Annotated in this window: 24 protein-coding genes and 3 tRNA genes; 17 read left to right on the plus strand and 10 right to left on the minus strand. The window is 56.1% G+C overall.

What is annotated here, in order from left to right; translation table 11 throughout:
- Positions 1-26: 26 nt before the first annotated feature.
- Genes rutF through rutA form a run of 5 tightly spaced genes read right to left on the minus strand, consistent with a single transcriptional unit; the run spans position 27 to position 3,625 of the window.
- Positions 27-551 (minus strand): NADH-dependent FMN reductase RutF, encoded by a 525-nt coding sequence (gene rutF / locus ID864_RS00890; RefSeq protein ID WP_048916460.1) that lies wholly within the window; start codon positions 549-551, stop codon positions 27-29.
- Entirely contained in the window at positions 536-1,360 is an 825-nt protein-coding gene (gene rutD, locus ID864_RS00895) for a pyrimidine utilization protein D (RefSeq protein WP_048916459.1), read from the minus strand. The genes rutF and rutD overlap by 16 nt, the downstream gene beginning before the upstream one ends.
- A 10-nt stretch (positions 1,361-1,370) precedes the next feature.
- Positions 1,371-1,757: a pyrimidine utilization protein C gene (rutC, locus tag ID864_RS00900; protein ID WP_048916458.1), complete on the minus strand. Its 387-nt coding sequence runs from the start codon at positions 1,755-1,757 to the stop codon at positions 1,371-1,373.
- Between the two features lie 30 nt (positions 1,758-1,787).
- Positions 1,788-2,534: a pyrimidine utilization protein B gene (gene rutB / locus ID864_RS00905; protein ID WP_048916457.1), complete on the minus strand. Its 747-nt coding sequence runs from the start codon at positions 2,532-2,534 to the stop codon at positions 1,788-1,790.
- Positions 2,534-3,625 carry a pyrimidine utilization protein A gene (rutA, locus tag ID864_RS00910; protein ID WP_048916456.1) on the minus strand — a complete coding sequence of 364 codons (1,092 nt, stop codon included), beginning with the start codon at positions 3,623-3,625 and terminating at the stop codon, positions 2,534-2,536. Before rutA ends, rutB begins: the two co-directional genes overlap by 1 nt.
- Positions 3,626-3,881: 256 nt before the next feature.
- On the opposite strand from rutA, the gene rutR reads away from it, so the two are divergent.
- Together rutR and ID864_RS00920 are read left to right on the plus strand one after the other, a co-directional pair.
- Complete coding sequence (gene rutR / locus ID864_RS00915; protein ID WP_048916455.1) at positions 3,882-4,547, plus strand: HTH-type transcriptional regulator RutR; 666 nt, start codon at positions 3,882-3,884, stop codon at positions 4,545-4,547.
- A 24-nt stretch (positions 4,548-4,571) separates the two neighbouring features.
- The gene (locus ID864_RS00920; RefSeq protein WP_191149274.1) at positions 4,572-5,552 is read left to right on the plus strand and encodes a metal-dependent hydrolase; all 981 of its coding nucleotides are present in this window, start codon (positions 4,572-4,574) and stop codon (positions 5,550-5,552) included.
- 41 nt (positions 5,553-5,593) lie between these two features.
- On the opposite strand, the gene cycA is transcribed toward ID864_RS00920, so the two are convergent.
- The gene (gene cycA, locus ID864_RS00925; protein WP_048916453.1) at positions 5,594-6,988 is read right to left on the minus strand and encodes a D-serine/D-alanine/glycine transporter; all 1,395 of its coding nucleotides are present in this window, start codon (positions 6,986-6,988) and stop codon (positions 5,594-5,596) included.
- A 201-nt stretch (positions 6,989-7,189) separates the two neighbouring features.
- Here cycA and ID864_RS00930 point away from each other — a divergent pair, with 201 nt between their 5' ends.
- The 3 genes from ID864_RS00930 (at position 7,190) to ID864_RS00940 (ending at position 9,955) form a co-directional block, all read left to right on the plus strand.
- Complete coding sequence (locus ID864_RS00930) at positions 7,190-7,888, plus strand: extensin-like domain-containing protein (RefSeq protein WP_191149275.1); 699 nt, start codon at positions 7,190-7,192, stop codon at positions 7,886-7,888.
- A 590-nt stretch (positions 7,889-8,478) separates the two neighbouring features.
- Positions 8,479-9,201, plus strand: a complete 723-nt coding sequence (sdiA, locus tag ID864_RS00935; protein ID WP_048916451.1) for a transcriptional regulator SdiA — start codon at positions 8,479-8,481, stop codon at positions 9,199-9,201.
- 127 nt (positions 9,202-9,328) lie between these two features.
- Positions 9,329-9,955: an acyl-homoserine-lactone synthase gene (locus ID864_RS00940; RefSeq protein WP_191149276.1), complete on the plus strand. Its 627-nt coding sequence runs from the start codon at positions 9,329-9,331 to the stop codon at positions 9,953-9,955.
- A 4-nt stretch (positions 9,956-9,959) separates the two neighbouring features.
- On the opposite strand, the gene ID864_RS00945 is transcribed toward ID864_RS00940, so the two are convergent.
- Both ID864_RS00945 and ID864_RS00950 read right to left on the minus strand, forming a co-directional pair.
- On the minus strand, positions 9,960-10,301 hold the full coding sequence (locus tag ID864_RS00945) for a GlpM family protein (RefSeq protein ID WP_048916450.1): 342 nt from the start codon (positions 10,299-10,301) through the stop codon (positions 9,960-9,962).
- A gap of 94 nt (positions 10,302-10,395) precedes the next feature.
- A complete protein-coding gene (locus ID864_RS00950; protein ID WP_048916449.1) occupies positions 10,396-10,620 on the minus strand; it encodes a DUF2594 family protein in 225 nt (74 codons plus the stop codon).
- Positions 10,621-11,119: 499 nt separating this feature from the next.
- Between ID864_RS00950 and uvrY the strand changes: the two genes are divergently transcribed.
- From uvrY to ID864_RS01005, 11 genes are all read left to right on the plus strand, one after another.
- Positions 11,120-11,779, plus strand: a complete 660-nt coding sequence (gene uvrY / locus ID864_RS00955; protein WP_048916447.1) for a UvrY/SirA/GacA family response regulator transcription factor — start codon at positions 11,120-11,122, stop codon at positions 11,777-11,779.
- On the plus strand, positions 11,772-13,604 hold the full coding sequence (uvrC, locus tag ID864_RS00960) for an excinuclease ABC subunit UvrC (RefSeq protein ID WP_191149277.1): 1,833 nt from the start codon (positions 11,772-11,774) through the stop codon (positions 13,602-13,604). Before uvrY ends, uvrC begins: the two co-directional genes overlap by 8 nt.
- 71 nt (positions 13,605-13,675) lie before the next feature.
- The gene (pgsA, locus tag ID864_RS00965; RefSeq protein WP_048916445.1) at positions 13,676-14,224 is read left to right on the plus strand and encodes a CDP-diacylglycerol--glycerol-3-phosphate 3-phosphatidyltransferase; all 549 of its coding nucleotides are present in this window, start codon (positions 13,676-13,678) and stop codon (positions 14,222-14,224) included.
- 155 nt (positions 14,225-14,379) lie between these two features.
- Positions 14,380-14,455, plus strand: a tRNA-Gly gene (locus ID864_RS00970).
- A gap of 46 nt (positions 14,456-14,501) precedes the next feature.
- A tRNA-Cys gene (locus ID864_RS00975) sits at positions 14,502-14,575 on the plus strand.
- Between the two features lie 12 nt (positions 14,576-14,587).
- Positions 14,588-14,673, plus strand: a tRNA-Leu gene (locus ID864_RS00980).
- Between the two features lie 253 nt (positions 14,674-14,926).
- The gene (locus tag ID864_RS00985; protein ID WP_048916444.1) at positions 14,927-15,358 is read left to right on the plus strand and encodes a MarR family winged helix-turn-helix transcriptional regulator; all 432 of its coding nucleotides are present in this window, start codon (positions 14,927-14,929) and stop codon (positions 15,356-15,358) included.
- A 61-nt stretch (positions 15,359-15,419) separates the two neighbouring features.
- Complete coding sequence (locus ID864_RS00990; RefSeq protein WP_048916448.1) at positions 15,420-17,054, plus strand: MFS transporter; 1,635 nt, start codon at positions 15,420-15,422, stop codon at positions 17,052-17,054.
- Positions 17,054-18,145: an HlyD family secretion protein gene (locus ID864_RS00995; protein WP_099753384.1), complete on the plus strand. Its 1,092-nt coding sequence runs from the start codon at positions 17,054-17,056 to the stop codon at positions 18,143-18,145. The genes ID864_RS00990 and ID864_RS00995 overlap by 1 nt, the downstream gene beginning before the upstream one ends.
- Positions 18,142-19,524, plus strand: coding sequence for an efflux transporter outer membrane subunit (locus ID864_RS01000; protein WP_099753383.1), 1,383 nt, complete (start codon positions 18,142-18,144; stop codon positions 19,522-19,524). The genes ID864_RS00995 and ID864_RS01000 overlap by 4 nt, the downstream gene beginning before the upstream one ends.
- A 389-nt stretch (positions 19,525-19,913) precedes the next feature.
- Positions 19,914-20,117, plus strand: coding sequence for a hypothetical protein (locus ID864_RS01005; protein WP_062818133.1), 204 nt, complete (start codon positions 19,914-19,916; stop codon positions 20,115-20,117).
- Here ID864_RS01005 and ID864_RS01010 read toward each other — a convergent pair.
- Positions 20,098-21,267, minus strand: coding sequence for a hypothetical protein (locus ID864_RS01010; RefSeq protein ID WP_048916439.1), 1,170 nt, complete (start codon positions 21,265-21,267; stop codon positions 20,098-20,100). The two genes, ID864_RS01005 and ID864_RS01010, sit on opposite strands and share 20 nt — an antisense overlap.
- A gap of 127 nt (positions 21,268-21,394) precedes the next feature.
- On the opposite strand from ID864_RS01010, the gene ID864_RS01015 reads away from it, so the two are divergent.
- The gene (locus tag ID864_RS01015; RefSeq protein ID WP_048916438.1) at positions 21,395-22,861 is read left to right on the plus strand and encodes a phospholipase D family protein; all 1,467 of its coding nucleotides are present in this window, start codon (positions 21,395-21,397) and stop codon (positions 22,859-22,861) included.
- A 67-nt stretch (positions 22,862-22,928) separates the two neighbouring features.
- On the opposite strand, the gene mdoC is transcribed toward ID864_RS01015, so the two are convergent.
- A complete protein-coding gene (mdoC, locus tag ID864_RS01020; protein ID WP_048916437.1) occupies positions 22,929-24,056 on the minus strand; it encodes a glucans biosynthesis protein MdoC in 1,128 nt (375 codons plus the stop codon).
- Positions 24,057-24,062 lie beyond the last annotated feature (6 nt).

Raw genomic sequence — 24,062 nt, forward strand, 5'->3', positions numbered from 1 at the left:
CCAGAGTGTGAGCACTGCGTGAAAAATCAGAAACTGCGTGGGGGTAGTGGGTGATAGCCGCGATCGAACCAGATCAGGCCATGGCTGCTGTCGTTGATGACCAGCGCCTGCGCCTCGCATACCAGAATGTCATGGGTGCCGACGCTCATCGTCTGCGTGACGAGGCAGTCAAACGAGATCAGCGCGCCGCTGAGGATCGGCGATCCGGTGACGCCCGTCGTCCAGTCGGCGGCAACAAAGCGCTCGGCCATTGGCGTTTTACCGCCGAACAGGTTGGACAACGCCTCATGCCCGGCGGCCAGCGTATTGACGCACAGCTGGCGGTTCTGGCGGAAAGCGTCATACACCGAGGCGGAACGGTTCAGGCATACCAGCAGTGTTGGCGGCGAATCGGTGACGCTGCACACCGCCGAAGCGGTAAACCCGGCACGGCCGCCAGCCCCGTCGGTGGTGATAATATTGACCGCCGCGCCGAGGCGGGCCATCGCATTGCGAAACTGCTGTTTGTCCACCAGCGTATCGGGGACGGGAATTTTCAGGGCTTCAGACATAACGGCTCCATTTCGGCGGTATTGGCGGCCAGGCTCTTATCTTGCAGCCAGCTCATCAGCAGGTGATTAAACGTTGTACTGTCTGTGACGCTCATGGCATGGCCACCCCAGTTCATGCGCTGCAGCGTGGCGTCAGGTAGCGCGGCCAGCAGCTGTTCGGAGCAGGTCCAGGGCACCAGCAGATCGTCACGCGCGCACAGCAGCAGCACCGGCTGGTGGATACGCTGCGCCTGCGCGCTGTAATCACAGGCCATCAGTGCATGCAGACGTTTCAGCAGGTTCTCACGCCCCTGAAAATGCGCCGCGTGCAGCGTGTCTTCAGCTTCAATGCGCTCCTGATGCTGCGACAGCCAGTCAGCCGGATAGAGGAACAGCGGCTGAGCCCGCACCCAGGCTTCAACGCCAACGTTGAGCAGCAGATCCTGACGCACGCGGAAGCAGCGACGGGTGTGAGCATCCAGCTGTAGCCAGCCGTTAACCAACACCAGGCGCTGCACGCGTTCGGGGTAGTCGAGCGCCAGCTGCAGCGCCACCATGCCACCCAGCGCGTGACCGATGATGTCGTAGCGCTCGATGCCCTGCGCGCTGAGCGCCTGCGCCAGTTCACTGGCCATATCCTGCATGCTGTAGCCCTCAGGCAGGGTATCCGGGCTGCGGCCGGTGCCGCGCTGGTCATACACCACCACGCGATACGCGGCACGCAGCGCATTCATCTGCGGTAGCCAGAAACTGCCCAGCCCGCCCAGCCCGGCGGAAAGTACCACGGTCGCGGCGCCGGCATCGTCGCGGCCTGAAAGCTCAATATGCATGCGTCACTCCTTATTGAGCGATGTGCGCGACGCTGGCGATCTCAATCAGCGCATCGGGTTTCACCAGCCCGCACTGAATGCAGAAGCGCGCCGGTTTTTCGCCGGGGAAGAACTCGGCATACACCGCGTTAACCGCCGCGTAGTTGCTCCAGTCGGTGATAAAGATCGAGTTAAAGGTCACGTCGTCCATTGTGCCGCCCGCCGTCTCAATCACGCTTTTGATCGTTTCCAGCACGTGACGCGTCTGCGCGGCAGCATCACCGACATGCACCACGTTGTTGTCCTTATCGAATGGCAATGTCCCGGAGACATACACCACGCCGTCGGCCAGCGTTCCCGGCACAAAAGGCGCAATCGGCACGCTGGTGCCCGGTGGGGTGATAATCGTTTTTGGCATGCTCTTGACTCCGTCTCAATAATGCAGTTTTTATGCCGTTTGTTGTGCGGCGGTAGGTTCATGCTGTAATGCGCGACAGAAGCTGCCGACGTCAGAGACCCAGCCAAAGAAGGTTTCGATATTGAAAATCGCCGCCTGCTGGGCAAACAGCGGCCCGGCCTGATAGGTCGCGTCTTCCAGCACGATGCCAAAGTATTCAAGGAAGAAGCCGTCGCGCAGCGTCGACTCCACGCAGACGTTGGTCGCAATGCCGGTAAACACCAGGTGGCGAATTCCGCGGCTGCGCAGCATGCTGTCGAGCGCAGTGTTGAAGAAGCCGCTGTAGCGCGGTTTTGGCAGCACAATATCGCCCGGCTGCGGCGTCAGTTCGTCGACCAGCTCATAATCCCAGCCGCCCTTCGCCAGCAGGGTGCCCTGCAGCTCCGGCTTCTGGCGCATGGTTTTCAGCGCGTTGGATTTGTGCCAGTTCGGTGAGCCGGGGCCACCCGCTTCCACGTACTGATCGTCCCAGCCGTTCTGGAACCAGATAATCTGGATCCCGGCGTCGCGCGCCGCTTTAACCGCCACGTTGATCTGGTCGATCACCGGGCGGGTGGCGGAGACGTCAAAGCCGGCGAGATCGAGATAGCCGCCGGTGGTGGCGTAGGCATTCTGCATATCTACCACGATCAGCGCGGTCTGCTCCGGCGGAAAGACAATCGCTTCCGGGCGAGCGGGCAGGGTAATGGCATTCTGGCTTGAGGCGGTGGTACAGACCACGGCGGGTTTGCTCTTCATTACGCGACCTCCTGAGTAGCATCAATCACATCAAGGCGGCACTGCATCAGCGGCTGGATGCGCTCGCCGAAGTTCTCAATGCCCTGTAGGAAATCATCAAAGGTCAGCAGCACGCCGTGGGTGCCTTCAACCGTTGCTACTTCATCCAGCATGCGCGCGACGCTGGCGTAAGAGCCGACCAACGTGCCCATATTGATATTCACCGCGGAAGTCGGGTCAGCCATCTGGCGCACGTTGGTATCGCTGCCGGATTTCTTATCCTGTTGGCTCTGCGTGGTCAGCCACGCCAGCGCTTGTTCGTCTGCCCCCTCTTTGTAGTGCTCCCATTTCGCCCGCGCCGCCTCGTCGGTTTCATCGGCGATGATCATAAACAGCACATAGGAGCCGACATCGCGCCCTGCGGCATCGGCCGCCGTTTTCATCCGCGCAGCGGTCGGGGCGAAAGCGGTCGGCGTATTCACCCCTTTACCGAAGCAGAAGTTGTAATCGGCGTGCTTCGCGGAGAAGTCCATGCCCGCATCGCTCTGTCCGGCGCAGATCACCTTCATCGGCTTCTGCGGCTGCGGGCTGAGGCGGCAGTCGTTCATGGTAAAGAACTCACCTTTGAGATCTGACTTACCCGTGCCCCACAGATCGCGCAGCACGCTGACGTATTCGGTCAGATAGTCGTAGCGGCGCGAGAAGTACTCATCGCCCGGCCACAGGCCCATCTGGTCATATTCCGGCTTCTGCCAGCCGGTCACCAGGTTAACGCCGAAGCGTCCGCCGGAAATTGAGTCAATCGTTGAGGCCATGCGCGCCACGATCGCCGGAGGCAGCGTCAGAGTGGCGGCGGTGGCGTATATTTCAATGCGGGAGGTGACGGCGGCCAGCCCGGCCATCAGCGTGAAGGACTCCAGATTGTGGTCCCAGAATTCGGTCTGGCCACCGAAGCCGCGCAGCTTGATCATCGACAGGGCGAAATCAAAGTGATAGTGCTCGGCTTTCTGCACAATGGCTTTGTTCAGTTCGAACGTGGGCATGTACTGCGGTGCGTTGTTGGAGATCAGCCAGCCGTTGTTACCGATAGGGATAAAGACACCAATTTTCATGTGAAATCCTCTGATTAAGCGAAAGATTGACTGCGATACGCTGTGCAGGAATATTGCAAAGGCTGTGCCATAATCAGAAAAGTCATTAAAAACAGCGTGTTGCTTAAAGGTTGTGAAATTGTACTGGAGTGGATGGTCCAAATCAGACCATTTGGTCAAAACTATCTGCACAAAAAGCAGGCAGGCGTGGTCAATATAAGTGCATCCCTCTGATTAGGTATGCTTCGGGCGATTTGATATTATCCCCGCAACCCACATGGATCATGGAGTCACGGTGAATTCGACTGATAAGCCTGCGGCAAAAGCCTCAACCCGCCGTTCCCGCGCGGTAGCCGCCAAGCGCAACGCTATTCTGGCGGCAGCGCTGGAGTTTTTTTCCCAGTTTGGCATCCACGGCACCAGCCTGGATAAAGTGGCTGAACGCGCTGACGTTTCCAAAACCAATCTGCTTTACTATTTCCCGTCGAAAGAAGAGCTGTATATCGCGGTGCTGAAAGATCTGCTGGACGTGTGGCTGGCGCCGCTGCGTGCGCTGCGTGCCGATCAGCATCCGCTGGAGGCGATACGCGACTACATCCGCCTTAAGCTGGAAGTGTCACGCGATCATCCGCAGGCCTCACGTCTGTTCTGTCTGGAGATGCTGCAGGGGGCGCCGCTGCTGAAGGCCGAACTGGCGGGCGATCTCCGTCACCTGGTGGAAGATAAAGCGGCGGTGATTGAGGCATGGGTGGTGCAGGGCAAGCTGGCGGCGGTCCAGCCGCACCATCTGATCTTTATGCTGTGGGCCACCACGCAGCACTATGCCGATTTCTCCACGCAGGTAGAGGCGATAACCGGGCAAACGCTGCAGGATGAGCAGTTCTTTAACCAGACGGTAGAGAACGTGCAGCGCATGGTGATTGAGGGTATTCGCGTACGCTAAACGCAGGCTGAACAGGACAGGTTTATGGATTCCGTTTCACAATTTGTGTTGGGCGCTTCAGTAGCCGTTGCCGTGATGGGGCGCAAAGCACCGGTATGGCAGGCTGCGGCCGTGGGCGCGGCCTGCGGCACGCTGCCGGACCTTGATGTATTTATCGACCACGGCGATGCTATCCGCAATATGACCCTTCACCGTACTGAAAGCCATGCGCTGCTGTGGTTGACCCTGGTTTCGCCGCTGCTGGCCGCGCTGTTTGCCCGCCTTTGCCGCCAGCAGCAGCACTTCGCCCGCTGGTGGGTGGCGGTGTGGCTGGCGCTGATCACTCACCCGCTGCTGGATTTGACCACGGTCTACGGCACCCAGCTGGCGCTGCCATTTACCGATCGGCCGTTTGCCATCGGCAGCATGTTTATTGTCGACCCGCTCTATACGCTGCCGCTGCTGGTGGGAATGGTTGCCGCGCTGGCGTGGCGCGGGGAGCGCGGGCGACGCTGGAATCGCATCGGGCTGAGCCTCAGCTGTGTTTATCTGCTGTGGAGCATGGTCGCGCAGGCGTGGGTGACGCATGAGGTGAAGCAGCAGCTGGCGGCAGACCGCGATGATGTTGAGCAACTGCTGGTCACGCCGACAGCCTTAAATACCCTGCAGTGGCGCGTGGTGGTCATGAGGGAGGGCAGCTATCAGGAGGGGTTCTATTCACTGCTCAGCCCGCACAAACCGCTGGTATTAACCACCCACGATCGCGGTACGGCGCTGTATCAGCAGCTGGCGTCGAACTGGTACGTGCAGCGCGTGGCCTGGTTTAGCCGCGGCTTCTTTGCCATGAAGCAGGTCAATGGCTATATCACCATCACCGATTTGCGGATGGGGGAGGAGCCGGACTACACCTTTACCTTTGATCTCGGTCCGCTGCCGCTTAAAGAGGGGCCTTATAAGCCATCGCGTCTGGCGGTACAGCGCCCACCGCTCGGGCAGGCACTGCATAAACTGTGGTCACGCTTCTAAACCTACCGTGCCGGGCATGATGCCCGGCACGGGCGACAGAGTTACCCTGCCTTACGCTTGCGCAGGAACCAACCCACCGCCAGCATCAGGAACCACAGCGGCGTTACCATCAGCGCCTGGCGCGTATCGGTTTCCAGCGTCAGCAGCACAATGACGAAAGCGAAGAAGGCGATGCAGATCCAGCACATGAATTTGCCCAGCGGCATCTTGTAGCTCGATTCAGCGTGCCGCTGCGGGTACTTCTTACGGTACGCCAGGTATGAGCACAGAATAATGGTCCAGACAAACATAAACAGAATCGCGGATACCGTGGTGACCAGGGTAAACACCGTCATCACGTTCGGGATCAGATAAATCAGCGCAACCCCGCCCAGCAGGCACAGGCAGGAGAAGAACAGCCCGGTGGTCGGCACGGCGCGGCTTGACAGCATGCCGAAACGACGATGGGCCACGCCCTGTTGCGCCAGACCGTACAGCATGCGGCTGGTCGAGAAGATACCGCTGTTCGCCGAGGAGGCTGCCGAGGTCAGTACCACAAAGTTAACGATGCTTGCCGCCGCCGGCAGGCCGATCAGCACAAACATCTCCACGAACGGGCTGCGGTCCGCGACCACCTGATCCCACGGTGTTACCGCCATAATCACCATCAGCGCCAGCACGTAGAACATAATGATACGCAGCGGAATGGCGTTAATTGCACGCGGCAGCACGGTTTTTGGATCGTGCGTTTCAGCGGCAGCGGTGCCGACCAGCTCAATACCCACAAAGGCAAAGACCGCGATCTGGAACCCGGCAAAGAAGCCGCTCAGCCCTTTCGGGAACATTCCGCCGTGATCCCAGATATTGCTCAGGGAAGCGGTGCCGCCGCCCGGAGAAGGGTAGTGCATGGCGACCAGCACGATACCGGTGGCGATCAGCGCAACGATGGCGACGATTTTAATAATCGCAAACCAGAACTCCATTTCGCCAAACAGTTTTACCGTGGCGATATTCAGCGTTAAGAATATCGCGATGCACAGCAGGGCGCTCATCCAGACCGAGAAGTCGGGGAACCACAGCTGGAAGTAGGAGGCAATAGCCACCACATCAGCAATGCCGGTTACCACCCAGCAGAACCAGTAGGTCCAGCCGGTAAAATACCCCGCCCAGGGACCGAGCAGGTCGGCGGCGAAATCGCTAAAGGATTTGTACTCCAGATTGGAGAGCAGCAGCTCGCCCATGGCGCGCATGACAAAGAACAGCATAAAGCCGATGATCATATAGACGAAGATGATTGACGGCCCGGCCAGGCTGATAGTTTTACCCGACCCCATAAACAGACCGGTACCGATCGCACCGCCGATAGCAATCAGCTGAATATGACGATTATGCAGGTTACGCCGGAGTGTATCCGGTCCTTCCTCCGAGACGATTGCCTCTTTTGATTGATCAACCATATTGGGTTTCCTGTCCTGTGGTGATGATGTTTAAGCTCTGATGGCTTTTAATAAATCGATGATGTCGAGGTTAGTGCGGTCAAGAGCTTAACGCAAAAGACCGGAGGATAAAGCAGAAATTGCGGCTAAACTGCGAGAAGCACGCATCGCCTGCTTAAAAACCCGGCGTTGATCTCACCCACACAATAAAAGGGGAGGGAAATGAAGCAATTAATCGCATTTGCACTACTGGCTTTGCTTGGCTGGCTGGCGCTGCCCACCCTGCTAAAAAAACTGCCCGCCGAATGGAATCCCGCTACCCCGCTGGCGGTGACCGACCCGCCCACGCTGGTGACGCGCTACAAGCTGAAGCGGCTGGCAAGTGACGGCGCTGGCTGCCTGGCGGTGCTGCAGCAGGCCGAGAGTGCGGGCTATATCAGCTATACGCGCCCCGACAACCTGCAGGGGCAATGCCCGCTGGTCGACCCGGTGCGTATCACAGGCTTTGGCGAGGTCAAACTCAGCTCAAGCTTTCTCGCCAGCTGCGCGCTGGCGGTGAGCAGCACGATGCTGGTGACCCAGGCCCTGAAACCGCTGGCGCAGAGTGAGTTAGGCTCGCCTCTGGCGCGGATTGACCACCTTGGCAGTTATGCCTGCCGCAATATTTATCATCGTGCGCAAGGGCGGCTGAGCGAGCACGCCAGCGCCGAAGCGTGGGACCTCAGCGCATTTCGCTTGCAAAATGGTCAGCGTATTAGCGTGCTGAATCACTGGCAGGCGAATGATGCCCGCAGTCGCTGGTTGCATCAGGTGTTTGCGCAAAGCTGCGGCCTGTTCGGCAACTCGCTGGGGCCGGAATATAACGCCGCTCACGCCAACCATTTTCATCTGGGCATGCGCGGGTTTAGCCTCTGTCGCTGAGGGCTACCCTGCGAATTTCATCTTTTAACCCCGTTTGATTGTCAGGGTGGGTAAGCGTAAGGCCTTAGTATAAATGTGGATATATCTGATGTTTTTCCCCGCAGGTTAATCTATTGTGTAAAGCCAAATTGGTTAAGGTTAAGGATAATTAACAATGATATCAGTGTGTTTAACTAGTAACCCACAGGAAGTTACTGTTTTTTAACCAAAATACCCTAATTGATCGTGTAAAACTTTTATGTGTAAACGGCAAGGAAAAGGGGGCAAATTTATTGAATATTTATAGGAAAAATCCTATTCTAACGCCATGTGGTGAGGGCGGAGATAAATCTCGCTATCCCGGTTGCAGATCATTTGGTGCTGGCATGCCTGCTTTTTTAACGGCTGCAGAACGCTTTTTCGGGATAATTTCCCCGATAATTTTTAATGCCCCCAGTCATGAATAATGCTGCATTAAGCACGGCTTTAACGCCTGGCGGAACACGCGGGATAGTTAGCTTTTACTCGACGACATTCATTTTTTGCGACCAGTTAGACAATGACAATTATAATTAGGGTATGGAGTTTTACCACTGTCCCGCTGAGGCGTCATGACACCTGAGAACTATTTCAGTTGGCGAACCGAAATGCAATTTGCCTTTAGTCAGGTTGTCAGCAAGGCTGATATTACCCGTACGATTGAACAGCAGATGTCTCATCTGGGATTCGATTTTTATGCATTTTTTATTCGGCACCCCGTTCCTTTTACCCGGCCGAAAACCTTTTTTTTTACTAATTATCCACAGAATTGGGTCGAGTATTATTTGCAGGAGGACTTTGCACAGCTCGATCCGGTTTTGAAAAATTGTCGTGCTCCTGGCAACGTCTGGCCGTGGGACGAAATGGCCGATGCAGCAGGCAGAAAAGTGTTCCTGGCTGCCCGTAAACACGGCATCTATCACGGTATTTCATGTTCGATGATGGCGAAGAATCGATCTATGGGTATCTTGTCGATGTCCTATGCTTGTGAAAGTAAGACTATTCAGTTAACAACTGGACTGGAGCTTCAACTTCAGAACCTGGCCGAACTGAGCCTTGCTGCGCTGATCGAGATGGATGATATCTCGATGACGGCCGCTAAACTGGAATTAAGTGAACGAGAATTGGAGATACTAAAATGGACAGCAGAGGGAAAAACTTCTGCAGAAATATCCTTAATACTCTCAATTTCAAAAAATACGGTGAACTTTCACCAAAAAAACATGCAAAAACGATTTAATGCACCAAACAAAACGCAAATCGCCTCTTACGCTGCAGCAATCGGTTTAATCTGAAAGAGGATGCAACTACTATTTTTGGTAGTTTCGTATTGCTAACCGGTTGTCTACCCTGCGCCCAGGGTGACAACCCTGCCCGTGCCGTCAGGAGCGGCGCTCACGAGGGAATGCGACAGGGGATTATATGAAGATTATCCAGACCAGATTGAAGGACATGCCATCGTCGTTGCTGGCAGAATTAGGAAGTTATCGGTATAGCGTTTTTGCCCGCGGTGAGGGCTGGTCAATTCCTTCACGCCTGAGCACTCCGGGACAGGAGTACGACCGCTATGACCGATCTGATGTGATCTGGTTGATCGCCTGGAAAGCGCAGCATGGTATTTGCGGCTGCGTACGCCTGATGGCGTGGCACAACCCCGATAATAATTCGTCGGAGATGATCGGTGACAGTGAGTCTGACGACAGCGAAATTGTCTGGGAAATGTCGCGCTTTTCCGCCCGGCTTGAGATTGACGCCGAACTGCCACTCAATATTTTATGGCATGCGGTACAGCTGGCGGCGCAGTCCGGCGTGAAATACCTTTACAGCGCGGCAACGCCAATGCTGGAACAGATGTTTGAACAGCATCAGGTGAATTATGAACCCCTCACGCCGGGGATTATCCAGTCAGAGGATAATCTGTTTGCGGTGAAAATCCCGGTGCAGCAGCCTAATCTGGCGGAAAAATTCCACGGGGCGCGGCGTTTTCGTCCTGAGGAAGTGCTGCCCACGCTGGGCGTTTCGGTTAGCTGGGGAGCCCGCGGGCGTTAGTCGCTCAGTGACCCTGCCACTTTGACCACAGCGTGATTAATAACCACGCTGCCGCACACCAGCACACTACGGCTGCCAGTAGCGCCCACGGCAGCCGCATCAAATTGATCAAATACCATAGCGATAGCAGATAGACAAAATAGGGAATGATCGCCCACATCCCGAAAAGGATGGTGGTGCGTAGTGCTTCAACACCGCGTTCACTGGCAACAATATAGTGAGCCAGCAGGGCGAATGTGGGAAACAGCGGGATCAGACCGGCAAGATAGTAATTGCGGGTTTTAGACAGAATGCCAATTAACACCACAACGAAAGCGCCGAGTAATGCTTTGAAAAGTAAGGCCATTGCTTTATTCAGTCAGCGAAAACCTTAAGATGTGACAAAATCACTGAAAAAGCAATGGACCTTTTATGAGCCAGCGTGCGCCAGCGCAAGGGGATTACTGGCGGAACGCGAACTTAATTTGCTTAACGGTGTTGCTAAATACTTCCGCCTGCTGCCGATCTTCGAGATCGGCGATGTAGCGTTCCATCTTGATAATCACTTTCCCGGCATCGGCCTGACCCATTCCCTTCAGCATCAGCGTAACCAGTGCCTTCATACAGGTCACTTCGTTGGCGAGTGCCTGCACTTCTTCGCTGGTTGTAAAGTCAATCTGACTCATGATCTCTCCCAATAGTCATTGAAAACAGCGCACCTGGCAGGTAGACCAGGCACTAAAAGTTGTTAAAAGTATATCACATAATGGTATGAAGGAATCCCCTGCGCGGGACGCTTAAGATTAAACTGAACTCATCACTCAGGCAGCGGTGATTAACATTGATGGCAGAATAGGATGGCGAATCGGCTGCCGCATAAAAAGAGTGAGCTATTATTTTTTCAAAATTTAAACTATTGCCGGATAAATCTATCTATTTGTAATATATGTGATAATTTACTATGATTTGAATCTGTTATTGATGGAGCGAGTTATCTGGCCCTGATAGTTGTGCTAATACAGTGGCAATGTTGTTGGATTTTCGCGCGAATAAAATGCGCTGGATAATTATTTTTTCTGCGCTATGTATCATTATTTCTGTTCTAACACTGCTGGAAAAGTAGTAACATAATGGCCCTGCCAATGTCTCTACTGTCACCCGCCTCAGCCATCTAGGGAGCCTCTTTTGATAAGCGTATTTCTTGTTGATGACCACGAACTGGTACGTGCAGGTATTCGTCGCATCCTGGAAGATATCAAAGGTATCCAGGTCGTCGGCGAAGCCAACTGCGGTGAGGATGCGGTAAAGTGGTGCCGTAGCAACAGTGCCGACGTGGTGCTGATGGATATGAACATGCCCGGCATTGGCGGCCTTGAGGCCACGCGTAAGATTGTGCGCTACGCCCCGGACAGCAAAATCATCATGCTGACCATCTATACGGAGAACCCGCTGCCGGCGAAAGTCATGCAGGCTGGGGCTTCCGGCTACCTGAGCAAAGGTGCCGCGCCGCAGGAAGTGGTCAGCGCGATACGCTCCGTGAATGCCGGGCAGCGCTATATTGCTTCAGATATTGCTCAACAGATGGCGTTAAGCCAGCTTGAACCGCAAAAAGCGGAATCACCCTTCAGCTGTTTGTCGGAACGCGAATTGCAGATTATGCTGATGATTACCAAAGGCCAGAAAGTGACGGAAATTTCCGAACAGCTTAACCTGAGCCCGAAAACCGTTAACAGCTATCGCTACCGCATGTTCAGCAAACTTAACATTAGTGGTGACGTAGAGTTAACGCACCTGGCCATTCGTCATGGCCTGTACAATGCGGAGCCGTTAATCAGTAGTGAGTGATCTGTTTGATGCTAAATCTTTCCTGAAAACCGTCACCAGTCAGCCTGGTGTCTACCGGATGTATGATGCCGGCGGCACAGTCATCTATGTCGGTAAAGCGAAGGATCTTAAAAAGCGCCTGACCAGCTATTTTCGCGGCAATCTCGCCAGCCGGAAAACCGAAGCGCTGGTGGCACAAATTCAGCAAATTGATGTGACGGTAACGCACACCGAAACCGAAGCGTTACTGCTTGAGCACAACTACATCAAGCTCTACCAGCCGCGCTATAACGTGCTGCTGCGTGACGATAAATCCTATCCTTATATCTTCCTGAGTGCGGATACCCATCCACGCCTTGCCAGCCACCGCGGCGCCAAGCATGCGAAAGGGGAGTACTTTGGTCCTTTTCCCAATGGTTATGCGGTACGCGAAACGCTGTCGCTGTTGCAAAAAGTCTTTCCTGTACGCCAGTGCGAAAACAGCGTTTACCGCAATCGCACGCGTCCCTGCCTGCAGTATCAGATTGGTCGCTGCCTCGGGCCATGCGTCGCAGGACTGGTTTCGGAAGAGGAATACGCGCAGCAAATTAATTACGTCCGGCTGTTCCTGTCCGGTAAAGATGATCAGGTGCTCAACCAGCTGGTGGGACGGATGGAAAACGCCAGCCGCGATCTGCGCTTTGAAGAAGCGGCCAGGCTGCGCGATCAAATTCAGGCCGTGCGCCGGGTTACCGAGAAGCAGTTTGTCTCTAACCAGGGCGACGACCTTGATGTGATTGGCGTGGCATTTGACTCGGGCATGGCCTGCCTGCATGTGCTGTTTATCCGCCAGGGGAAAGTGCTGGGCAGCCGCAGCTATTTCCCGAAAGTGCCGGGCGGCACCGATCTGTCAGAAGTGGTGCAAACCTTTGTCGGTCAGTTCTACCTGCAGGGGAGCCAGGCGCGCACGCTGCCAGGAGATATTCTGCTGGACTTTACGCTGCCGGAAAAAGATCTGCTGGCGGAGTCGCTGACCGAACTGGCAGGGCGGCGCGTGTCGATTCAGAGCAAACCGCGCGGCGATCGCGCCCGCTACCTGAAGCTGGCCCGCACCAATGCGGCCACTGCGCTGGTGACGCGTCTGGCGCAGCACTCCACCATCCATCAACGGCTGGCTGCGCTGGCGCAGACCCTGGAGCTGCCGCCAATCCGTCGTATGGAGTGTTTCGATATCAGCCATACCATGGGCGAGCAGACCGTTGCTTCCTGTGTGGTGTTCGATGCTAACGGGCCGCTGCGCAGTGAGTATCGTCGTTACAATATTACGGGAATTACCCCGGGTGATGACTACGCGGCAATGAATCAGGTGCTGCGCCGCCGCTATGGCAAAGCGATTGAAGAGAGCAAAATCCCGGATGTGATCCTGATCGATGGCGGGAAAGGCCAGCTGGCGCAGGCGAAAACAGTGTTTGCCGAGCTGGATGTTCCCTGGGATAAAAATCGCCCGCTGCTGCTCGGCGTCGCGAAAGGGAGCGATCGTCGGGCAGGGCTGGAAACGCTGTTCCTCGAGCCGGAAGGTGAGGGCTTTGCTCTGCCGGCGGACTCCCCGGCGCTGCATGTTATCCAGCATATTCGTGATGACTCTCACAATCACGCAATTACGGGTCATCGTAATAAACGGGCAAAAGTGAAGAACACCAGCGCACTGGAAACCATCGAAGGCATCGGCCCGAAACGGCGCCAGTCGCTACTTAAGTACATGGGGGGCCTGCAACCGCTGATTAATGCCTCGGTTGAGGAGATCGCCAGCGTCCCGGGAATATCGCACGCGCTGGCGGAAAAAATCTTCCATGCGCTGAAACACTAAGCATTGCAACACCCGGGGCAATGTAGCAACATAGGGACAAATTCTACTCTGTCCAGACAGTTAGCGTAATTATGCCATTTAATATTCCGACCTTACTTACCCTGTTTCGTGTAGTGTTAATCCCATTCTTTGTGCTGGCGTTTTATCTGCCATTTCAATGGGCTCCGCTCGCCTGTGCGCTGATTTTCATTTTCGCTGCGGTGACTGACTGGTTCGATGGTTATCTGGCGCGCCGCTGGAAACAGACCACGCAGTTCGGCGCCTTCCTCGACCCGGTAGCGGATAAAGTGATGGTAGCAATGGCGCTGGTGCTGGTGGCGGAATATTTCCATGCCTGGTGGATTACGCTGCCTGCCGCCACCATGATTGCCCGCGAGATTATCATTTCTGCTCTGCGCGAGTGGATGGCTGAAATCGGTAAACGCAATAGCGTGGCCGTATCCTGGATCGGTAAAGTGAAAACCACGGCGCAGATGCTGGCGCTGTTTGCTCTGTTATGGCATCCAAATGATGTGATTGAAGGCGTCGGCGTCGCCGCTTTATATATCGCAGCGGTGCTCACTTTCTGGTCAATGTTCCAGTATCTCAGTGCGGCGCGCGGCGATCTGCTCGAACGGTGATCGAAGCGGTTCAAAAAGCAGCAAACAGATGCTTTGTGAGGATAATTTTATTGACTCGCCTGGTGAGAACAGTAGAATGCAACGCATCGAAAGGCAGCATGGTCTGCCAGAAGATAAAGCAAGTCAGAGAGTTAACTTAACTTTCTGATTGCTAAGCGGGAATAGCTCAGTTGGTAGAGCACGACCTTGCCAAGGTCGGGGTCGCGAGTTCGAGTCTCGTTTCCCGCTCCAAATTTAGTCAGCAGAGATGAAGCTCTGATGACAGAAAAGAATAAAAGGCGCGTTGGCAGAGTGGCCATGCTACGGATTGCAAATCCGTCTACCTCGGTTCGACTCCGGGACGCGCCTCCACTTTACACCCAAGCCCGGGTGGTGAAATCGGTAGACACAAGGGATTTAAAATCCCTCGGCTTATGGCTGTGTGGGTTCAAGTCCCACCCCGGGCACCATCTTCGAACTACCGATTAAAACGAATAAAAACAAGCTGTAAGCAATGTCGTAACCGCCCCTGAAAGGCGGTTTTTTTATGCCTGAAATTCCTCTTTCCCACTATTTCTGCTTTGCCCACGTTAATAACGGGCGACTGGCGCAGTGGCTAAGAATTATCTAAACTCTCTGGCAGTAGCTTCCATTCTTTATCTGAGCGTGCTTATAATTGCCGGATAATTTTAGTTAGATCTCTAATCATCAGGCATCGATACATTGAACTCCCAGGAACTAAACTTTTCCCGTTTACTGCATCTGACGGCTCATGCCTGGCGTCAGGCGATCGACCGTCGTATGAAAGACAACGGGTTGAGCATGAGTAGCTGGATGGCCGTCGCCACCATTGCCATTCAGGATCAACCCATGAGTCAGAAAGAACTGGCGCAGGCGCTGGGGCTGGAAGATGCCAGCGTAGTCCCGCTGATCGATCGGCTGGTGAAGCAGCAGCTGGTTGAGCGCGTTCAGCCTGCGGAAGATCGGCGTAAGCGGCTGCTGCACGTCACCCCAAAAGGGGAGCTGCTCTATCAGCGTTTAAGAACGGAAGCCGACGCGCTGCGTAATGAACTGCTGTCAGGGGTTAATCCCGCCGAGCTGGCGGTCACCGAACGCGTACTGCAACAACTGCTGGCGGCAACTGAGGTGAAGTAGGGTGCGTCGCAATAAATCCAATCCTTATGCACCGGTTGAGTGGGCGCCCGGTGAAAAACCGATGCTGCCTGGCTCCCCCTCCACGCCAGTTCATCCCACGCATAAACGTATTGCTTTTGGTATCGTTGGCCTGCTGATCTGTATCACCGGGGCGTTGAGTAATGCGCTGGTAACGGCGAATCTGACCAATTTACAGGGCGTATTCGGTGCTTATAACAACGAAATTGCCTGGCTTCCCGCCGTCTATGTGATGGGCAATATCTCGATCAACCTGCTACTGGTCAAGTTTCGCCAGCAGTTCGGCCTGCGCGTGTTTACTGAAGCCTTCCTTGTCCTGTATGTGCTGGTGGCGTTTTTCCATCTGCTGGTCAACGATCTCAGCTCGGCAATTATCGTGCGTGCCGCGCACGGCATGGTGGGCGCGGCGCTCAGCTCGCTGGGAATTTACTATCAGGTGCAGGCATGGCCCGCAAAGCACCGGCTGAAAGCGCTGGCGATTGGCCTTGGCGCATCCCAACTGGCGATCCCCCTGGCGCGCCTGTTCTCCACCGAGCTGCTGCAGCTTGACGAGTGGCGCGGACTCTACCTGTTTGAGCTTGGCCTGGCACTGATGGCGCTGGGCGCGGTATTAATCCTTAAGCTACCGCCCGGTGAGCGGACCAAAGTTTTTGAGAAAAAAGATTTTCTCACCTTCTTCCTGATGGCACCCGGTATGGCACTGTTCTGCGGCGTGCTGTCGCTCGGGCGTATCGAATGGTGGACCAGCACGCCGTGGCTGGGGATCTGTCTGGCGCTGGGGCTGGTGCTGGTCACCGCCGCAGTGCTGGTGGAGCACAACCGCAGCAACCCGCTTATTAATACGCGCTGGCTGGGCAGCGGGGCGATATTCCGTCTCGGTATTGTGATGATCCTGCTGCGTATCATGCTGGCTGAACAGAACACCGGGGCGATTGGCTATCTGCAGCAGCTGGGGATCCAGAATGACCAGATGCAGGGGCTGGCGCTGGCGATCCTCGCCGGTGTCGCCGCCGGGATCGTCTGCAGCGCGCTGACCATCAATCCGCAGCATCTTAGCTGGCCGATTGTCATGTCGCTGATTATTGTGATGGTCGCCTCGTTGATGGATGCGCAGTCCAGCCCGCTGACCCGTGCCAATAATATGTACTTCAGCCAGTTTCTGCTGGGTTTCAGCACCTCATTCTTTATTGCACCGGCCATGCTGCTGGGCGTGGGTAGCGTGGTGACGCAGCCGAAAAATTTGGTCAGTTTTGTGGTGCTGTTCGGCATGAGCCAGAACCTGGGGGGCCTGATGGGTTCCGCGCTGTTAGGGACCTTCCAGACGTGGCGTGAGAAATATCACTCCAGCCTGCTGGGCGATCAGCTCTCCCTGCTCGATCCGAATGTCACCGATCGGCTGGCGCAGTACAGCAATCTGTTCACCAGCCTGCTGGGCGACAGTACGCTGCGCGGCGCAGAAGGCACCTTGCAGCTGCAAACCGTTGCCACCCTGCAGGCCAATGTGCTGGCGTATAACGATGTTTACATTCTGACCGCTGTGATGGCAGGGGTCACTTTACTCTGGGTGTTATGGCGGCTGTCGCGCCTGCGCTACCTCAACTGGCAGCAGGCGAAACGCGAAGCGGAAGCGGAACAGCGAGCTATGCAAAATACTAATATTGCGAATGTAGGTAACTAATGAGTCAACAGGACCAGCAGCTCCAGGAGCGCCAACGAAATAACAAGCTGCGTATTGTCTCCATTGCCCTTGGCTCCGGCATCGCGCTGGTCGGGGTGCTGGTAATCCTTTATGCCTGGCAATTGCCGCCTTTCACCAGTGAGACGCAGTCAACGGAAAACGCCTACGTGCGCGGCCAGGTGACCTTTATCAGTCCGCAGGTGAGCGGCTATATCACCTCGGTGGACGTGCTGGACTTCCAGCCGGTACATCGCGGTGACGTGCTGATGACCATTGATGACCGCATCTATAAGCAGCATGTGCATCAGTCCCTCGCCCAGCTGGAGATGAAAAAGGCCGCGCTGGCCAACAACCTGCAGCAGCGTCGCAGTGCTGAAGCGGTGATCAAGCGCAATGAAGCGGCACTGATCAATGCCAAAGCTCAGGCGGTGAAAGGCGGGCTGGATCTTAAGCGGGTAGAGAACCTGGTGGCGGATGGTTCGCTGTCGCTGCGCGAGCGTGATGCATCGCGCGCCAGCAACAGCCAGACGCTGGCCGACGTGCAGCAGGCGCAGGCCACGCTGGAAGTGTCGAAGCAGGATCTGCAAACGGTGATTGTTAACCGCGCCTCGCTGGAGGCGGACGTCGCCAGTGCCCAGGCGGCGCTGGAACTGGCGCAGATCGACCTGGACAACACCAAAATTATTGCCCCACGCGACGGGCAGCTGGGGCAGATTGCCGTGCGCGAGGGCGCATATGTCTCCGCCGGGACGCGCCTGACGTCGCTGGTCCCGCAGCAGATGTGGGTGATCGCCAATATGAAAGAGACGCAGATGGCGCGGGTTAAACCGGGCCTGCCGGTGGTGTTTACCGTTGATGCTCTCGATGGCGAGCGCTTCAGCGGCGAGGTTGAGTTTATCTCACCGGCGGCAGGTTCCGAATTCAGCGCGATCTCACCGGATAATGCTACCGGTAACTTTGTCAAAATCGCCCAGCGTATTCCGGTGCGTATCAAAATCACCAGCGATAACGCGACCCACCTGCGACCGGGCATGTCGGTGGAGGTGAATATCGATACCGCAGCCAAACCACGCGACGGGGAGCAGCAATGATGGCGGCCAGACAAACGCTGCTGGCGATCATGATGACGGCAGCCCTGGCCGGGTGCGCCACCCAGGTGGAAAAAGCGCCTTCCTCGTTGCCCATTCCCGCGCAGTGGCGCAGCCAGGTCGGGCCGGGTGCAGCGGTGGAAGCCAGCTGGTGGCGGGCGTTTAACGATCCCTCTCTCAATCAGCTGGTTGAGCAGGCGCTGCGCAACAACCCGGATATTCTCACCGCCCGCTCGCGTGTCGATCAGTACCGCGCCCAGCTGCGCGGAGCAGAGGGGGATGACTTCCCGACGCTGGATGCTGGCGTGGCGGCGACGCGCGCGCGCGCTATCTCAGCGGTGACCGGTCAGCCTTATCAATATTCGGTATTCCAGGGGCTGCTGCAGGCTAACTACAATGTCGATTTGTGGGGTGAGCGCAGCAGCAGCGTCGATGCGGCGAAAGCCTCGCTGGCGGCACAGCAGGCAGCGGCCAGCGCCGCAGAGCTGACGATTGCCAGCTCGGTGGCATCCGGCTATATGACGCTGGTGTCGCTGGATGAGCAGCTGCGCGTGACCGAGGCGACGCTGGCCACGCGTGCCAACTCGCTGAAGCTGGCGCAGCGCCAGTATGAAACCGGCTATACCTCTAAACTGGAGTGGGTGCAGTCGCAGTCTGAATACCAGACGGCGAAAGCGCAGATCCCGCTACTGCAGCATCAGATCGCCCAGCAGGAGAATGCGCTCAGCATCCTCGTTGGCATGAACCCGCGCCAGATCGCGCGGCAGAACCACTTCGAGCACCTGGCGCCGCAGACGCTGCCGTCGGTGATGCCATCGCACCTGCTGCAGCGCCGCCCGGATATTGTGCAGGCCGAGCGCCAGCTGCTGGCCGCCGATGCCTCACTGCAATCCTCGCGCGCCGCGCTGCTGCCATCGCTTAACCTGACGGCGAGCGGTACCCTGCAGAGTTCCATCCTGCACGATCTGGTCAGCGATCCGTTCCGTCTGTGGAGTATTGGCGGCAGCGTGCTGGCCCCGATACTCAATCGCGAAGCGCTGACGGCGCAGGTCGATGTTTCGATGGCAACGCGCAATCAGGCGCTGTACAGCTATGAGAAAGTGGTGCGTAGCGCGTTTAGCGAAGTGAATGACGATTTGGATGCCATCGCCCGTTACCGCGAGCAGCTTGGCGAACTGCAGGCGCAGGAGAAGGTGGTGCAGGAAGCACTGCGCATTGCCAGCAACCGCTACCAGAATGGTTACGCTTCCTATCTTGATGAGCTGGACGCACAGCGCACGCTGTTCAGTACCCAGCTCAGCGTGGTGCAGGCAAAAAACAACCTGCTGCTGGCGCAGATCGATCTGTATCGCGCACTGGGCGGCGGCTGGCAGCCTGAATAATTGCCGGGGTCGGGCATGCCCGACCCGCTTTACCCGCCTCTGCTAACCAACAGCTTTAGCTCGCCCGTGGGCTTGCGCCGCGCGTTTGCTGGTCAATGAGAGCAGCTATTGCTTAGGATTTTACCGGGGGAAGTATAAGTGAAAGTTGATAATCATTTGCTCTGACTGTTCACGGCTAAAGCACTGTTTTGCCTGATTCTGCATACCAATACGCTATATCTTATTCCCTTTTCAACAGCCTGAAATCAATTTATTACGTTAAACAACTGCGCCATTGTGCTACTATTTAGCGCGATAATCAGACAGTTTCTTTCTGCTGGCAAGGTCACCCTTGTGCCTGCGACAAGCTGAGTTTTCGTTAGAATTCCTTATTTTTATTCATGAAATGGATGTCTTTCATATTTTTACTGGCGCCTTTACAGGAACGTTTTGCCGGTATGCTGTGGCTGATAATGAAAAACCGTTCTAAACCCGACCCTGAAAAAGAGAGCCGGGTCCCGTTAGATGATGCACAGTTTGCGATTGTCGTGCTGGCAATCACCTCTTTTACCCTGATCATTTTCGTGCTGACTATCACGCTGTGGATGTCCTGACAGGCTCCTGCTTCAGTTTGATCTGCTGGCTGCGTAACGCCAGGGCAAACGGCTCATTAACGGTGCGGTTGCCGTTGGCATCCGGCAGGCCAAACAGCCCGGCGGGTGAACGGCGGTCATCGTCCCAGGCGGGATAGTCGACCAGCGGATAGATCGATACCCCCTCCAGCGCTACCCCGGCCTCCAGTGCCAGCGCAACCTCCTGACTGACCCGGTTAAACCAGTCCGCACATTTACCGATCTCTGCCCCGGTTTCAGCTATCAGCAATGGGCGTTGATAACGTTGCCAAACTTGCTGTAAAAGATGATGCAGCGGCAGGTAGTCGGGGTGATGGGGTTCCAGCGGGTCACCATTGTGGAACCACTCATTGTCCGGGTACCAGGTGAATCCGATAATATCCAGTAACTCCTCTGAACCTCCCAACTCCGCCGCGCTGCGTCCACTGATCCAGTCCCAGACTTCAAACTGTGCCTGATGCTGCTGCAGTGCCTGCTGCTTTGCGCTGCTGGAATAACCGGAAGCCGCAACATGGACCAGCGGGTCGGTAATGACGAAACGCACTCCGGGCAGCTCTTCACGCATTGCGCGCATGGCGGCGATACTGGCTGCAACCAGCTGACGCTTCAGCTCAATACGGCGCCCGGTAACAAAGGGGTTAAACCAGGCGATATCGGCGCCTGCCCACGACCAGAAAGAGATTTGATTCATCGGGCTGATAAAGGGGGCGGCCTGTCCTCGTGCGCGCAGCAGGCAGGCAAAAGCGCGGGCGAAGGCGGCAAAGCGCTCAACAAATTCTGGCTGCCAGATATCCAGCCAGTCCGGCCAGCCAAAGTGCGCCAGCTCCCAGATCATTTCGATATGGTATTTTTCGGCTGCTTCCAGCTGCGGCAAGAAACTCTGCCAGTTATATTCACCTGCCTGTTTTTCAACCAGATACCAGCGTGCGCCATCGCGCGCTGTCAGTAGCTGATGCTGCTGTAACAGGGCATAATCTTTCTCCAGCAGGGTATCATGTCCGCTGCTGAGCATCAGATCCGCACGTTTCCCCGGGGTGCGGCAGGCGGTGGAGCAGGCAAAACTGCCCTGATAAAAGCTGTTAAACAGGCTGGCCTGGTGGCGTTTCTGATTGTGCTGGCTGCCAACATGCATGATGCTCTCCTGGTCACTGGGACTGTCGCAGGGCGATGGGCTAAGTCTAGACTATATGTCTGGTCAGACGGGGAGAGATCGTCGGAAGATACCGGATGAACAACCGTAAACCTGTTAAGGATAGTTGATGACCGACACGCTTCACTCGCCGCAGGAAGAGAGCCTGGCCGGCACGCGACTGGCTCATGCCATTACGCCTCTGGTTGAACAACATCCTGAGCACAGCGGGGTCTATCCGCTGGCGGAGGGGCTGGATGCATTTGCAGCACGCTATCTGCTGATTTCTCTGGCGGAGTGCACGCTGGATATCCAGTACTACATCTGGCAGAACGATATGTCAGGCCGGTTGCTGTTCAGCGCCCTGCTGGAGGCGGCCGCACGCGGGGTAAAAGTGCGCCTGCTGCTGGACGACAACAACACCATGGGGCTGGATAAGACGCTGAGCGAGCTGAATCGCCATGAGAATATTGAAGTGCGTCTGTTTAACCCGTTCTCATTTCGCAGCCTGCGCATGCTCGGCTATCTGACCGATTTTGCCCGCCTGAATCGCCGCATGCACAACAAGAGTTTTACCGTGGATGGCATGGCGACCATTGTGGGCGGGCGCAATGTCGGCGACGAATATTTCGGTGCCGGTGACGAACCGCTGTTCTCCGATCTCGACGTGCTGGCCGTCGGCCCGGTCGTGCATGATGTAGCGCTGGATTTCGACCGCTACTGGCAGAGCCGCGCCGTGGCTCCCCTTAACAGCGTGGTGGAGGATGAGCAGAGCAGCCCTTCAGCCGTGGTGCTGCCCGAGGAGTGGCGCGCCAGCGAGCAGGTGGTGCGCTATCTCGATCGGGTTGAAGCCTCCAGCTTCGTTAGCCAGTTGGAGAGCCGCAGCCTGCCGTTTACCTGGGCTGATACCCGCCTGCTGAGTGATGACCCGCGCAAAGGGCTGGGCCGTGCCCGCAGCAGTACGCTGCTGCCTCAGCGTTTGCTGGAGGTTATTGGCCAGCCGCAGCAGCAGTTCGATATCATCTCGGCCTATTTTGTACCGACCCGGGCAGGGGTGGCGCAGCTGCTGCGGCTGGTGCGCAAAGGCGTCAAAATCTCGATTTTGACCAACTCGCTGGCGGCGAACGATGTCTCTATCGTGCACGCGGGCTATGCCAAATGGCGCAAGAAGCTGCTGCGCCACGGCATTCACCTGTATGAGCTGAAGCCGCACATGGCTGCACGTGAGCCGAGCCACGACCGTGGCCTGACGGGGAATTCCGGTTCCAGCCTGCACGCCAAAACGTTCAGCGTCGATAATCAAAAAGTCTTTATCGGATCGTTTAACTTCGACCCACGCTCCGCCGTGCTGAACACCGAAATGGGGCTGGTCATTGAGAATGAGGGCCTGGCAACGCGAATTCATCAGCGCTTTATCAGCAGCATGCGCGAACGGGCCTGGACGCTGCGTCTGGATAAATGGGGGCGGGTAAACTGGGTGGAATACCCGGGGGAGGGGGCGAATGAGGTGGTACACAAGCACGAGCCGCGCACCCGGCTGATGCAGCGGATCCTGGTGCGGCTGGTGTGGCGTTTACCGATTGAGTGGCTGCTGTAGGGGCCGGGCAGGCCCGATCCGGGGCGAGCCGGGCCATCGGCCCGACCACACCCGATGACTCAGTTTGCTATGTGCGCTGTGGCTTGCCAGAAAACAGGAAGCGCAGCAGCGGAATGCGCAGGTGGATCTCATACAGCAGGAAAGAAATCCCGAAGACAAATAGCAGCCCGGCGAAAAAGCCCAGCGTGTTACTGCCAATCACCGGCACAAAAAGGATGCCGTAGATAATGGTTAACGGATGGTGGACCAGATAAATAAACAGCGATGCATTCACCAGGTAGGTGACGCGCGGCGAGTGGGAGTTCAGCAGGCGATGCCCAAGGGAGAACACCACGTTAACCATCCACAGCCCCATCAGCATCGATACCAGGGTATCAATCTCATACAGCCAGCCTTCACCCTTGTTCCAGGTTTGGTTAGCCACATAGGCAGCGAAGGCCAGTGCCGAACCGACAAAGGTCCAGGGCACCGGGCGCACAAACAGCGCTTTAATCGCCGGGTACTTAAAGGCCATTCCACCCAGCATAAAGAACGGCAGGTAAACCAGGGTTTGCATCACGGCCATATTGAACAGGGCATCACCCAGGATCTGCGGCGCAAAGATAAACATCAGGCGGCGGAAAATACCCCAGGCGAGGCCGCAAAGCAGGATCCACAGCGTTAATTTCCCCCAGGTTAGCTCGGAATAGTCTGTTTTTTCCCGCTGGCTATCGCGCAAAATACGGAACAGCCAGTAGCCCGCCACAGTCAGTATTACCAGAACCAGCAGAAACCACAGGTGTGAAATCAGATCCCAAACCAGCGCGTTGTACTTTTGATAGGGCGTTAATTTGCTCCAGTCGCCAATCTTACTGGTCCACTCCTTCAGCAGGAAAAACTGCGGCAGGGTGATGAGCGGGATCGCGGTCAGCATTGGGATGCCAACCCGCTCCAGGCGCACCTTCAGCCAGTCTGACGGGCGGTAGCGTAGGAATAGCATGTAGGAGAAATAGCCTGAAATGACGAAGAACACCTGCATGCGAAACGCATGGATAAAATCATTAAACAGGGTGAGCCATTCAGAAGGGTGCAGGCTGTTTACTGACCACGTCTGAGTGGAATAAATGAGCGAAACATGGAATGGCACACCTAATAACATCAGATAGGCGCGAATAGAGTCGAGAAAATATTCTCTTGGCTGCGTTTTTTTAGTCATAAATGT

This window comes from Erwinia aphidicola, assembly GCF_014773485.1.
GTDB classification, from domain to species: Bacteria; Pseudomonadota; Gammaproteobacteria; order Enterobacterales; family Enterobacteriaceae; genus Erwinia; species Erwinia aphidicola.